Here is a 13,172-nt window from a genome sequence, read left to right as displayed (position 1 = left end):
ACAGAACAGAACAGAACAGAACAGAACAGAACAGAACAGAACAGAACAGAACAGAACAGAACAGAACAGAACAGAACAGAACAGAACAGAACAGAACAGAACAGAACAGAACAGAATTGTACACGCCCATTAACAGAAGAGCAAGAGAAAAATATGGTGATTTGCACGTCAGGCGGGGGGCAGAAAGCCGCCTTCAGCGTGCTGATGTGCAGCGCTCTTCCGAGCCTCCACATGGTGGATATCGACGGCAGCCAATGCTTCCCCATGTTTCTCTACGAAACGGAGGATGGACAATGAGCGATCCGCAAGGCAGCCTCTTTGAAGAGAAACCGTCTCAATCACGACTCGTTCGCCGCGACGGTATCACGGATGAAGGGCTGGCCCATTTTCAGGCCGCCTATCCCGAAGAGGCGATTACCAAAAGAGACCTGTTCTATTATGTCTACGGCTTGCTTCATTCGGAGGATTATCGCGCCCGTTTCGCCGACAACCTGTCCAAACAGTTGCCGCGCATTCCCCGCGTGAAAACCGCCTCCGATTTCTGGGCTTTTTCTAAGGCTGGCCGTGCTTTGGCCGCGTTGCATGTGAACTATGAGCAGGTGGAACCTTACCCCGTCACCTTCCCACACGGCGACCCGTCGCTCGGGCCGCCTTCCGATCCCGAACGCTTCTACCGGGTGGAGCAGATGAAATTCGCGGGCAAGCGCCCCACGCTCGACAAATCCACCGTGATCTACAACGCCAACATCACCATCACCGGCATTCCGCTCGAAGCCTATGAATATGTGGTGAACGGCAAGCCAGCGCTCGAATGGGTGATGGAGCGCCAAAGCGTGAAGACGGACACGAAAAGCCACCTCGTCAAGGACGCCAACGCCTGGGCCACCGAGACCATGCACGACCCGCGCTACCCGCTGGACCTCTTCCTTCGCGTCATCACCGTGAGCCTGGAAACGCTACGGGTCGTCCGTGACCTCCCGAGACTGGAGATATAATCGGATGCTCCCTAATCGACAGGCCGCCGTCGACATGCTCCGCGCCGAACCCTTGAGGATCGGTGTCTCGACCCGGGCGCTGTTCAATCTCGAGGAGGAGCACAACGTCTTCCGGGAACAAGGCGTTCACGCCTACGCCGCCATGCAACTTGATCGGGAAGACGTCATCATCGACAAAGGCGCCGGCTTCGATGTGGTGGAGCGGCTTCTGGCTTTGAATGAGGCAGGAGCGAAGCCGTGTGTGGAGGTCGTGCTGCTCTCGCGGAACTCGCCTGACCTGTCGCTCAGAGCGTTCAAATCCATCAGAAGCTATGGGCTGGACATCAAGACCGGAAGCTTCACCAGCGGGAGGTCATTGTCTCCCTACATCCCGGCGTGGAAGATCGATCTGTTTCTCTCGAACGAGGACGCCGACGTCAGGGGAGCAGTGAAGGGTGGAGCCGCCGCTGCGCGTCTGGGCATCGCGCCGCCGGGAGTTGAAGACGCCCGAGTCGACGAGGTTCGTATCGCGTTCGATGGCGACGCCGTCGTCTTCGGGCCGGAATCCGATGAGATTTATCAAAAACATGGCCTTGAAGCTTTTCTGGCACATGAAACTGCGAACGCGGCCAATCCAATGAAACGTGGACCGTTCGGCAAGTTCCTCCATAAGCTGTCAGCGTTGCGTAAGGTCTATCTCAATGACGGAAATATCAGCAAGGTTCGCATTGCCTTGGTAACGGCGCGGAACGCACCGGCCCATGAACGTGTCGTCCGCACATTACGCGCTTGGGACACGCCGGCCGACGAAGCCCATTTCGTAGGAATCTGGAATAAAGCGCCTGTATTACACGCTTTCGGCGCGCACATCTTCTTCGACGACCAAGAGAAACACGTCCTGAGTGCTTCGACCGTAGTGCCATCCGGCCATGTTCCCGGCCCACATGACCCGAACACGCCTATTATTCCGGCCTCTTGAACGAATTACGATTGTGGCCGAACTGCTCGATCACAGCCTGCTTCATCTGATGTATCGTCGGGGTTTCGCAGAATGTGCAAGAGGTTATCCGGTATCGGTTCGTCGGCCACATGTCCGAACATCCCGCGTAGCCTGTGTCGGAGCCACAGGATAAAGGCGCGATCGCCGTCAGCCTGCCCGGACAAGTCTGATACAGGCTTGCTCACTGGACGATGTCTCCTGCGCGCCGGACTGTCCGGAGAAGCCAGTCGATCCGGTTGCGGACACGCAGCCAGAATTCAACATCGTCAATCAGCTTCAGTTCAAGGCAGCGGGCTATATGACGCAGCGTCATGCCACGGGCCTTGATGCCGTAAACAACGATGAGAGAATCAGCCATCGCCTGAGCGTTCGCTTCGGCGTATGAGGCCATTTGCGATCCTGCCGGCATGTCTTCCCTCTGTCTATGATGACTATAGTCCACCATCTTATAGTCCGTGGATTATAATCTGCAAGGCTGTTCATGATTTTCCGCATGAACAAGACTGCAGAGCCATTTTTCCGGGAGAGAGCCCCGCGGAAGCCCCGGCGCCCGTCATCGGAACTGCGAACTCGGGAAGGGGAAGATCCTCGGGTGGTTCTGGGGCGGATCATTCATCGGGAACGGATCCGGCTTGGTATCAGTCAGGAAGAACTGGCTGATCGTGTAGAGCTGGACCGGACCTATATCAGCGGCATGGAAAGAGGGTTGCGGAATCCAACCTTTATGGTCCTGCTCCGGCTTGCTCAAATTCTTCAGATCAATCCGGCTGTTCTTGTCCAGATAGACCTGTGAAAGGCGGGCTTACGGAGTTGCACCACGCCGCCACCGTGACTCAGCCGAGACGGATCGACATCACCCGCCCGATCACATAGTCCGTCCGGTTGTGCTATACAGCCGTGGCCACACGCGGCTGGCCGGAGGCGGGGAATGTCAAAGGGCGATCATGACTGACGAAGGGCCTTCCGGCCTGCCCCGGTCGCCCGGCGATGACGACCGGCTGTGGCTGAGCGTCATGAACAAGATGGACGAGACCTGGGCCGAACTGGTGGGCCAGCAGGTCGAGCTTGAGCGCAAGAACGCCGAGCTTGAGGGCGCGCACGCCTTCATGGCCGGCGTGTTCGATTCCATGTCCGACGTGCTGGTGGCCTGCGATACCGCGCTGCGGGTGGTCCGCACCAACCAGGCGGCCGAGCGGCTGTTCCCCGCCGGCGCGGACGGGCTGGCGGGGCGGCTGCTGACGGAACTGGTCGATGCGCGCTCGCCCACCACGGCGGCGGATGTCGCCAACGCCATCGCCCGGCGGCAGCGGCTGGAAGACCGGGAATTCATGCTGGCGGCGGCGGCGGGGCCGATGCCCTTCGCGGTCAACGGCACCGTGCTGTACGACGCGCGGCGGCGGCCCTCGGGCGTGGTGCTGGCGGCGCGGCCGCTGGGCGAACTGCGTCGCGCCTATACCGAACTGGACCGCGCCCATCGCAGCCTGAAGGACGCCCAGGCCCAACTGGTGCAGGCTGAAAAGATGGCGTCGCTGGGCCGGCTGGTGGCCGGGGTGGCGCACGAGCTGAACAACCCGATTTCCTTCGTCTACGGCAACGCCCACACGCTGCGCCGCTTCACCAGGCGGCTGGAAGCCTATCTGGCGGCCATCCATGCCCACCCGCGCGCGGCCGATTTCGCGCGGCAGCGCCAGGACCTGCGGATCGACATGGTGCTGTCGGAACTGGACGGCGCCCTGTCCGGCATCGTCGAAGGCGCCGAGCGCGTGCGCGACATCGTGGCCGACCTGCGGCGCTTTTCCGCCGACCGGCGCGCCCCCGGCACGCCGTTCGACCTGGCGGGCGTGGCGCGCACGGCGCTGGACTGGGTGCTGGCCACCTGCGGCCGCTCCGTGACCGTCCATGCCGACCTCGACAGCACGCTGGAGGTCGACGGCCACGCCGGGCAGATGCAACAGGTCGTCATGAACCTGGTGCAGAACGCCGTGGACGCGATGGAGGGCATCGAACACCCGGCCCTCGACATCGCCGGCGCCCGGCGGGGCGGGCGCGTGTGCCTGACCATCCGCGACAACGGCCCCGGCATCGCGCCCGAGATCATGGACCGGATCTTCGACCCGTTCTTCACCACCAAGCCGGTCGGCAAGGGCACCGGGCTGGGGCTGGCCATCTGCTACCGCATGGTGACCGAGCACGGCGGCCTGCTGGCGGCATCGCGCCACCCGGCGGGCGGAACGACGATGACACTGGACCTGCCGGCCTTCATGCCCGATGACGGACACGGGAACACCGGCGGAATGGGGGCCTGAGCATGGCGTTTACGGTGCTGTGGCTGCAATCGGGCGGATGCGGGGGCTGCACCATGTCCCTGCTGTGCGCGGAATCGCCCGACCTGCTGACCACGCTGCGGGGCGCGGGCATCGACCTGCTGTGGCACCCCAGCCTGTCCGAACGCACGGGGGCCGAGGCGCGGGACCTGTTCGACGACATCCTGCGCGGCCGCCAGGCGCTGGACGCCCTGTGCGTCGAAGGCGCGATGCTGCGCGGGCCCGAGGGCACGGGCCGGTTTCACGTGCTGGCCGGCACCGACCGCCCGGTGATCGACTGGGTGCGCGACCTGGCGGCGGCGGCGCGGCATGTGGTGGCGGTGGGCACCTGCGCGGCCTATGGCGGGGTCACGGCGGCCTCGCCGAACATTCTGGACGCCTGCGGGCTGCAATTCGACGGCTACTATCCGGGCGGCGCGCTGGGGGCCGATTTCCGCGCGCGCGGCGGCCTGCCGGTGGTCAATGTCGCGGGCTGCCCCACCCATCCGGACTGGGTGACCGAAACGCTGATGCTGCTGGCGCAGGGCGCGCTGGGCCCCGACGGGCTGGATGCCTTCGGCCGCCCGCGCTTCTACGCCGACCAGCTCGTGCATCACGGCTGCACCCGCAACGAGTTTTACGAATACAAGGCCAGCGCCCTGCACCCCTCGGAACAGGGCTGCATGATGGAACACATGGGCTGCATCGGCACCCAGGCGCATGGCGACTGCAACACGCGGCTGTGGAACGGCGGCGGGTCGTGCACGCGCGGCGGCTATGCCTGCATCAACTGCACCGCCCCGGAATTCGAGGAACCCGGCCACCCCTTCGCCCGCACGCCCAAGATCGCGGGCATCCCCGTCGGCCTGCCCACCGACATGCCCAAGGCGTGGTTCGTGGCGCTGTCGTCCCTGGCCAAGGCCGCCACGCCCGACCGCCTGGCCCGCAACGCCGTCAGCGACCATCAGGTCGTCCCGCCCCCCTGCCGCACGCCGAAACGACGGTAGGACGGATGGCAGACGTGGCAGATCGCTCGGGCTTTGCCCGAACCCACCCGTTATCAGGATCGTGGGGCCTGAGGCCCTGGACCCCGATCATGAATGAAACGACTGGGTTTCCAAAGGGCTCAGCCCTTTGGCGGGTTTCAGGGCAGCGCCCTGAGGCACGCCCGACATGACCGAAAAGGACGCCACGCGGCTGGTGGTCGGGCCGTTCAACCGTGTCGAGGGCGACCTGGAGGTGCGGCTGGACATCGCCGACGGGCAGGTGCGCGCGGCCCAGGTCAACGCCACGCTGTTTCGCGGGATCGAACGGATTCTGGAAGGGCGCGACCCGATGGACGCGCTGGCGATCGCGCCCCGGATCTGCGGCATCTGTTCGGTGTCGCAATCGCACGCCACGGCGCTGGCGCTGGCCGGGGTGATGGGCATCGGCCCCACCGCGAACGGACGGGCGGCGACGAACCTGATCCTGGCGACCGAAAACCTGGCCGACCATTTGACGCATTTCCACCTGTTCTTCATGCCCGATTTCGCGCGGCCGGAGTACGAGGGGCGGCCCTGGTTCGCACGGACGCACGCGCGCTTCGCGGCCATGCGCGGCACGGCGGCGCGGTCCATCCTGCAGACGCGCGCCCTGCTGCTGCATGTCATGGGGGTGCTGGCCGGGCACTGGCCGCATACGCTGGCGATCCAGCCGGGGGGCGTGTCGCGCGGAGTGGGCATTCAGGACTGCGCGCGGCTGGGCAGCATCCTGGCCGGCGTGCGCGCGGCGCTGGAAGACACCCTGTTCGGCACAGCGCTGGAAGACGTGGCCGCCCTGACCGACGCGGCGGCGCTGGAGGCGTGGCGCGCCCAGGGTCCGCAGGGCGATTTCCGCCTGTTCCTGGACATCGCGGCCGACCTGGGGCTGGAACAGTCGGGGCGGGCCTACGACCGGTTCCTCAGCTACGGGGCCTATCCCGGCGGGCTGTCGGCCGATGACGACGCGCGGCTGTGGCCCGGCGGGCGGTTCGTGGACGGCGGGACGCGGCCACTGGATATCGCGACGGTGACCGAGGACCACACGGCCAGCCACATGGACGATCACGACCGCCCGCACCCGCCCTTCGCGGGGTCCACCATCCCGCGCCTGCGCGACGGGGCGGCCTATAGCTGGTGCAAGGCCCCGCGCCTGTCGGGCCTGCCGTACGAGACCGGCGCGCTGGCGCGGCAGCTTGTCGCGGGGCAGCCGCTGGCGCGCGACCTGGTGGCGCGCGGCGGCGGCAACGTCCTGTCCCGCGTGGTCGCGCGGCTGGTCGAGAGCGCGCGCCTGCTGATGGCGATGGAAGGATGGGTGCGGATGCTGCGCCCCGGCGCCCCCTGGTGCCATGTGCAGGCGGCGGTGCCCGACGGGCGCGCCGTGGGCATGACCGAGGCCGCGCGCGGCGCGCTGGGGCACTGGCTGCGCGTCGAGGGCGGGCGGATCGCCGGCTACCAGATCATCGCGCCGACGACGTGGAATTTCTCGCCGCGCGATGCCTCGGGCACCCCCGGCCCGCTGGAACGGGCGCTGGTGGGCGCGCCGGTCCGCGCGGGCGAGCGCGCGCCGCTGTCCGTGCAGCATATCGTGCGCGCCTTCGATCCCTGCATGGCCTGCACGGTGCATTGAGGGTGCCGGACGACCCTTCGGAGCCCGCCGCCGAACGGATCGTGGTCGGCGGCCTGGTGCAGGCGGTGGGCTTCCGCCCGTTCGTCTGGCGCACGGCGCGGCGGCTGGGCCTGCGGGGCACAGTGCGTAACCTGGGCGATACGGTCGAAATCCGGGTGGCGGGGCCACGGGCGGCGCGCGATGCGCTGGTGGCGGCGCTGTGGTCCGGGCCGCCGCGCGCGCGGGTGGGCACGGTGACGCGCCATCCGGGCGCGTATGACGGCGGGCCGGGCTTCGACATCGCGCCCAGCGCGGCGGGCAGCGTCAGCGCCGGGATCGTGGCCGACCTGGCGACCTGCCCCGCCTGCCTGGACGAAATCCACACCCCCACGGCGCGCCGCCATGGCTACGCCTTTACCAACTGCGTCGATTGCGGCCCGCGCTTTTCCATCGTGTCCGGCTTTCCCTACGACCGCGCCCGCACGACGATGGCGGGGTTCGCGTTGTGCCCGGCCTGCCGCACCGAGTACGACGACCCCGCCGACCGCCGGTTCCACGCCCAGCCGATCGCCTGCCCCGATTGCGGCCCGCGCCTGCGCTTCGTCGGGCCGGAGGCCGGGCCGGCCGAGGGCGACGCGGCGCTGGCGGCCGCCGCCAGCCTGCTGCTGACCGGCGGAATCGTGGCGGTGAAGGGCATCGGCGGCTATCACCTGGCCTGCCTCGCCACCTGCGATACGACGGTGGCCCTGCTGCGCGCGCGCAAGGGACGCCCGGCCAAGCCGCTGGCGGTGATGATGCGCGACGCGGCCATGCTGGCGGCGTTCTGCCGCCCCACGGCGGCGGAGCGGCAGCTTCTGGCCGACCCATCCGCCCCCGTGGTGCCGGTGGCGACGCGGGCCGACGCGCCGCTGTCCGCCGGGCTGTCCGCCGGGCTGGCCCCCGGCCTGGACCGGCTGGGGGTGATGCTGGCCTATACGCCGCTGCATGCGCTGCTGCTGGCGCGGGTGGGCGCGCCACTGGTGATGAGCAGCGGCAATGCGTCCGGCTGCCCGCAGGTGATCGACGACGCGGCGGCGCTGCGCGACCTGGCGGGCATCGCCGACGGCTGGCTGATGCACGATCGCCCGATCGCGCGGCGGCTGGACGACAGCGTGATGGCCGTGGTGGACGGCCAGCCGCGCACCCTGCGGCGCGGGCGCGGGCTGGCGCCCGAACCGCTGGCCCTGCCCCCCGGCTTCGCGCCGGCCCCGCCGGTGCTGGCGATGGGGGCGGACCTGAAATCGGCCTTCTGCCTGACGCACACCGGCCAGGCCCTGCTGTCGCACCATATGGGCAATCTGGATGATGCCGGCGTGGAAGACGCGCTGCGGGCGGCCCTGGCCGACTACCGCGCCCTGTTCGCGCAAGCCCCGGCCGTGGTCGCGGTGGACGCCCACCCCGAGTACCGCAGCCACGCGCTGGGCCGCCGGCTGGCGGCGGAGGGCGGGCTGCGGGTCGAACCTGTCTGGCATCATCACGCCCATGTCGCCGCCTGCATGGCCGAACACGGCCTGCCCGCCGATGGGCCGGCGGTGGTGGGGCTGGCGCTGGACGGGTCCGGCCTGGGCCAGGACGGCACCATCTGGGGCGGCGAGGTCCTGGTCTGCGACTATCGCGCCGCCCGCCGGGTGGGGCGGCTGGCGCCGGTGGCGCTGCCCGGCGGCGATGTCGCGGCGCGCGAGCCGTGGCGCATGCTGCTGGCGCATCTGGACGCCGCGCTGGGGCCGGACGGCGCCGACGCGGCGGTGGCGCGGGGGCTGGCGCCCGCCTTGGCCGGCCGCCCGCTGCCGGTGCTGCGCGCCATGATCCGCGCGGGCGTCAACGCCCCGCCGTGCAGTTCCGCCGGGCGGCTGTTCGACGCCATGGCGGCCCTGCTGGAGGTCGCGCCCGCGCGGATGTCCTACGAAGGCGAGGCCGCGATGCGGCTGGAAGCCCTGGCGCGCGGGGCGGACCGGGCGGCCGACGCCGCGCCCTTCGGCCTGCGGACGAACAGTGGGCTGGCCGAGATCGACCCGGCCCCGATGTGGCGCGCGGCCCTGCGCGACAAGGCGGACGGCGTGCCCCCGGCCCGGATCGCGGCGGCGTTCCATGCCGGGCTGGCCCGCGCCTTCGCCGACCTGGCGCAGCGCGCCGCCAGGGCCGAGGGGCTGGACACCGTCGCGCTGTCCGGCGGGGCCATGCACAACGCCCTGCTGGCCGAGGCGCTGGCGGGGCGGCTGCGCGCGGCGGGGCTGCGCGTGCTGCTGCCGGCCCGCGCGCCGGCCGGCGACGGCGGGCTGGCGCTGGGGCAGGCCGTGATCGCAGCGGCCCGGAGTCTGGAAGGCCACTGATCGTCTTTCCGATCAGCGGGCTTCCACTTCCGCCCCGCCACCCGGCCGGGGGGTCGCCGTTCGCGGCCCTTCCGGCGGTTGGTACGCTTTCTGCTTCCTTCCAGGCATGAGGCGGGTCCGGGGCGATCCGCAGCCGAGGGAGGAACTCTGCGCTGATGGCTGTTCTCGAAACCTTCTATGACGTGATGCGGCGGCAGGGGATAACGCGCCGCTCGTTCGTCAAATATTGTTCGCTGACGGCGGCGGCGCTGGGGCTGGGGCCGGAATTCGTGCCGCAGATCGCCCACGCCATGGAAACCAAGCCGCGCACGCCGGTGCTGTGGCTGCACGGGCTGGAATGCACCTGCTGCTCGGAAAGTTTCATCCGCGCCGCGCATCCGCTGGTCAAGGACGTCATCCTGTCCATGATCTCGCTGGATTACGACGACACGCTGATGGCGTCGGCCGGCCACCAGGCCGAAGCCATCCTCGACGAGGTGATGGAGAAATACCACGGCAACTACATCCTGGCCGTCGAGGGCAATCCGCCGCTCAACGAGGACGGGATGTACTGCATCATCGGCGGCAAGCCCTTCGTCGAGCAGCTCAGGCGCGTGGCCTCGGGCGCCAAGGCGATCATCTCGTGGGGGTCGTGCGCGTCGTACGGCTGCGTGCAGGCCGCGCGGCCCAACCCCACGCAGGCCACCCCGGTGCACAAGGTCATTCTCGACAAGCCGATCATCAAGGTGCCGGGCTGCCCGCCCATCGCCGAGGTCATGACCGGCGTCATCACCTACATGCAGACCTTCGACCGCCTGCCCGAACTCGACCGCCAGGGCCGGCCGAAGATGTTCTACTCGCAGCGCATCCATGACAAATGCTACCGCCGCCCGCATTTCGACGCCGGCCAGTACGTCGAGGCGTTCGACGACGAGGGCGCGCGCAAGGGCTACTGCCTCTACAAGGTCGGGTGCAAGGGGCCGACCACCTATAACGCGTGCTCCACCGTGCGCTGGAACGACGGCGTGTCCTTCCCCATCCAGTCGGGCCACGGCTGCATCGGCTGTTCCGAGGACGGGTTCTGGGACAAGGGGTCGTGGTACGCGCGGCTGCAGGATGTCAGCGGCTTCGGCATCGAGGCCAGCGCGGACAAGGTCGGCCTTGCCGCCGGGGGCGCCGTGGGCGCCGGACTTGCGGCGCATGCCGCCATCAGCGCGCTCACCCGCGCCCGCTACAAGGGGGATGACGCCCAATGACCATCCAGACACCCAACGGCTTCAGCCTGGACAACGCCGGCCGGCGCATCGTGGTCGATCCGATCACCCGCATCGAGGGGCACATGCGCGTCGAGGTCAATGTCGACGCGCAGAACATCATCCGCAACGCGGTGTCCACCGGCACGATGTGGCGCGGGCTGGAAGTGATCCTGAAGGGGCGCGACCCGCGTGACGCCTGGGCGTTCGTCGAACGCATCTGCGGCGTGTGCACCGGCTGCCACGCGCTGGCGTCGGTCCGCGCGGTGGAAGACGCGCTGGACATCCGCATCCCCACCAACGCCTTCCTGATCCGCCAGATCATGGCCAAGGTGCTGGCGTGGCACGACCATGTGGTGCATTTCTATCACCTGCACGCGCTGGACTGGGTCAATCCGGTCAACGCGCTGAAGGCCGACCCGCGCGCGACCTCGGCGTTGCAGCAGTCGGTCTCGCCCGATCATCCCAAGTCCTCGCCCGGCTATTTCCGCGACGTGCAGAACCGGCTGAAGAAATTCGTGGAAAGCGGACAGCTCGGCATCTTCAAGAACGGATACTGGGACAACGCCTCGTACCTCCTGCCGCCCGAGGCGGACCTGATGGCGGTGACCCATTATCTGGAGGCGCTCGATTTCCAGAAGGAAATCGTCAAGGTCCACACCATCCTGGGCGGCAAGAACCCGCACCCCAACTACATGGTCGGCGGCGTGCCCTGCGCCATCAACATCGACGGCGACATGGCCGCCGGCGCGCCGCTGAACATGGAACGCCTGAATTTCATCCAGCAGAAGATCCAGGACGCCTTCGAATTCTCGAAGAACGTCTACCTGCCCGACGTGCTGGCCATCGCCAGCTATTACAAGGGCTGGCTGTACGGCGGCGGGCTGGCGACCAGCAACCTGATGGACTACGGCGACTACCCCACCGTGCAGGGCGACAAATCGACCGACCGCCTGCCCGGCGGCGCGATCATCGGCGGCAACTGGAACGAGATCCACCCCGTCGATCCCCGCGACCCGCAGCAGGTGCAGGAATTCGTCACCCATAGCTGGTACGAATACGGCAAGGGGCGCGAGGACGTGGGCCTGCACCCCTGGGACGGCGTGACCGACCCGCATTACGCGCTGGGCGCGGGCGCCAAGGGCACGCGCACCAACATCGTCGAGGTGGACGAGAACGCCAAATATTCGTGGGTGAAAGCCCCCCGCTGGCGCGGCAACGCGTGCGAGGTCGGGCCGCTGGCGCGCTATATCCTGGCCTACGCCAAGGGTGTGCCGTACGTGAAGGCGCAGGTCGATGACGCGCTGGGCCGCTTCAACAGCCTGGCGGGCACGGCGCTGACGCCGCAGCAGGCCCTGCCGACGACCATCGGCCGCACCCTGGCCCGCGCGCTGGAAGCCCATTACTGCGCCCAGCAGCTTCTGGACGATTACGACGCGCTGATAACCAACATCCGCAACGGCGACCTGGCGACCGCCAACGTGTCGAAATGGGACCCGTCCACCTGGCCGAAGGAAGCCAAGGGCGTGGGCATCGTGGCGGCGCCCCGGGGCGGGCTGGGGCACTGGATCCGCATCCGCGACGGGCGGATCGAGAACTACCAGTGCGTGGTGCCCAGCACCTGGAACGGCGGCCCGCGCGACGCGCGGGGCAATATCGGCGCGTTCGAGGCGTCCCTGCTGGGCACGCCGATGAGCAACCCGGAACAGCCGGTGGAAATCCTCCGCACGCTGCACTCCTTCGACCCGTGCATGGCCTGCGCCACCCATGTGATGGCGCCCGACGGCGAGGAACTCGCCCGCGTCACCGTGCGCTGAGGGGGCAGGACCATGAGCGCACCGGATTCCGCCATCCTGACGGATGACGACCTGAAGGGCACCAACCTGGACGGGCTGAAGGCCCGTCCGCTGCGGGCGCGCCGGCTGACCACGGTCTATGTCTACGAGGCCCCGGTGCGGCTGTGGCACTGGATGACGGCGGCCTCGATCGTGGTGCTGGCCGCGACCGGCTATCTGATCGGCTCGCCGCCCCCCAGCCTGTCGGGCGAGGCCAGCAGCCATTTCCAGATGGGCTGGATCCGCTACCTGCATTTCGCCGCGGCGTGGATCTTCGCCGTGGGGTTCGCGGGCCGGGTGGCCTGGGCCTTCCTGGGCAATGTCTATGCGCGCGAACTGTTCTTCATCCCCTTCTGGAAGCCCGCGTACTGGAAGGAGCTTCTGGACGAGGTGCTGGTCTACGCCTTCCTCAAGAAGCATGTGAAGACCGTGGTGGGCCACAACGCGCTGGCCCGCACGGCGCTGTTCTTCTGCTTCACGCTGACGGGCCTGTTCATGATCGTGACGGGCTTCGCGCTCTATTCCGACGGCACCGGCATCGACAGTTGGGAAGGCCATGTGTTCGGCTGGGTCATGCCCTGGCTGGGGGGCAACCTCTCGACGCACTTCCTGCATCACTGGGGCATGTGGGTCATCATCCTGTTCGTGATGATCCATGTCTATACGGTCTCGCGCGAGGACATCATGTCCCGCCAGTCGCTGATCTCGGCGATGACCAACGGCTATCGCACCTTCCGCGACGACCGCCCCGACTGATCGACATCTATCCAGTTCGGCCCGAACTGGAAGCCAGCCTTCCAAAAAACCCGTCATCACGGTTCCGTGATGGCG

13 protein-coding genes are annotated in these 13,172 nt (G+C 67.9%); 11 read left to right on the top strand and 2 right to left on the bottom strand.

Annotated elements, in window-relative coordinates:
- The 3 genes from HLH21_RS17045 to HLH21_RS12300 all read left to right on the top strand — a co-directional run.
- On the top strand, positions 1–297 hold a 297-nt coding region (locus HLH21_RS17045), incomplete at its 5' end, for a type ISP restriction/modification enzyme (protein ID WP_246379669.1).
- A complete protein-coding gene (locus HLH21_RS12305; RefSeq protein ID WP_246379667.1) occupies positions 294–995 on the top strand; it encodes a type ISP restriction/modification enzyme in 702 nt (233 codons plus the stop codon). The genes HLH21_RS17045 and HLH21_RS12305, both read left to right, overlap by 4 nt.
- A 34-nt stretch (positions 996–1,029) precedes the next feature.
- Positions 1,030–1,953 carry a 5'-nucleotidase gene (locus tag HLH21_RS12300; RefSeq protein WP_220789796.1) on the top strand — a complete coding sequence of 308 codons (924 nt, stop codon included), beginning with the start codon at positions 1,030–1,032 and terminating at the stop codon, positions 1,951–1,953.
- Between the two features lie 5 nt (positions 1,954–1,958).
- Here HLH21_RS12300 and HLH21_RS16920 read toward each other — a convergent pair whose 3' ends face one another.
- Entirely contained in the window at positions 1,959–2,159 is a 201-nt protein-coding gene (locus HLH21_RS16920) for a NepR family anti-sigma factor (protein ID WP_264812033.1), read from the bottom strand.
- A complete protein-coding gene (locus tag HLH21_RS12295) occupies positions 2,156–2,419 on the bottom strand; it encodes a hypothetical protein (protein ID WP_182944043.1) in 264 nt (87 codons plus the stop codon). The genes HLH21_RS16920 and HLH21_RS12295 overlap by 4 nt, the downstream gene beginning before the upstream one ends.
- 48 nt (positions 2,420–2,467) lie before the next feature.
- Between HLH21_RS12295 and HLH21_RS12290 the strand changes: the two genes are divergently transcribed.
- The 8 genes from HLH21_RS12290 to cybH all read left to right on the top strand — a co-directional run bounded on the left by HLH21_RS12290 (position 2,468) and on the right by cybH (position 13,097).
- Positions 2,468–2,767 (top strand): helix-turn-helix domain-containing protein, encoded by a 300-nt coding sequence (locus tag HLH21_RS12290; protein WP_182944042.1) that lies wholly within the window; start codon positions 2,468–2,470, stop codon positions 2,765–2,767.
- A 151-nt stretch (positions 2,768–2,918) separates the two neighbouring features.
- Positions 2,919–4,280 (top strand): sensor histidine kinase, encoded by a 1,362-nt coding sequence (locus tag HLH21_RS12285; RefSeq protein WP_182944041.1) that lies wholly within the window; start codon positions 2,919–2,921, stop codon positions 4,278–4,280.
- A 2-nt stretch (positions 4,281–4,282) separates the two neighbouring features.
- A complete protein-coding gene (locus tag HLH21_RS12280) occupies positions 4,283–5,284 on the top strand; it encodes an NADH-quinone oxidoreductase subunit B family protein (protein ID WP_182944040.1) in 1,002 nt (333 codons plus the stop codon).
- A 166-nt stretch (positions 5,285–5,450) separates the two neighbouring features.
- Positions 5,451–6,926, top strand: a complete 1,476-nt coding sequence (locus HLH21_RS12275) for a nickel-dependent hydrogenase large subunit (RefSeq protein ID WP_182944039.1) — start codon at positions 5,451–5,453, stop codon at positions 6,924–6,926.
- 2 nt (positions 6,927–6,928) lie between these two features.
- Positions 6,929–9,274, top strand: coding sequence for a carbamoyltransferase HypF (gene hypF, locus HLH21_RS12270; RefSeq protein WP_182944038.1), 2,346 nt, complete (start codon positions 6,929–6,931; stop codon positions 9,272–9,274).
- 155 nt (positions 9,275–9,429) lie between these two features.
- The gene (locus tag HLH21_RS12265; RefSeq protein ID WP_182944037.1) at positions 9,430–10,509 is read left to right on the top strand and encodes a hydrogenase small subunit; all 1,080 of its coding nucleotides are present in this window, start codon (positions 9,430–9,432) and stop codon (positions 10,507–10,509) included.
- Entirely contained in the window at positions 10,506–12,323 is a 1,818-nt protein-coding gene (locus HLH21_RS12260; protein ID WP_182944036.1) for a nickel-dependent hydrogenase large subunit, read from the top strand. Before HLH21_RS12265 ends, HLH21_RS12260 begins: the two co-directional genes overlap by 4 nt.
- Before the next feature lie 12 nt (positions 12,324–12,335).
- On the top strand, positions 12,336–13,097 hold the full coding sequence (gene cybH, locus HLH21_RS12255) for a Ni/Fe-hydrogenase, b-type cytochrome subunit (protein WP_182944035.1): 762 nt from the start codon (positions 12,336–12,338) through the stop codon (positions 13,095–13,097).
- Positions 13,098–13,172 lie beyond the last annotated feature (75 nt).

The organism is Gluconacetobacter johannae (assembly GCF_014174305.1).
GTDB lineage: Bacteria > Pseudomonadota > Alphaproteobacteria > Acetobacterales > Acetobacteraceae > Gluconacetobacter > Gluconacetobacter johannae.
The sequence above is the reverse complement of the archived record's forward strand: the minus strand, read 5'-3'. Positions and strand labels throughout refer to the sequence as shown.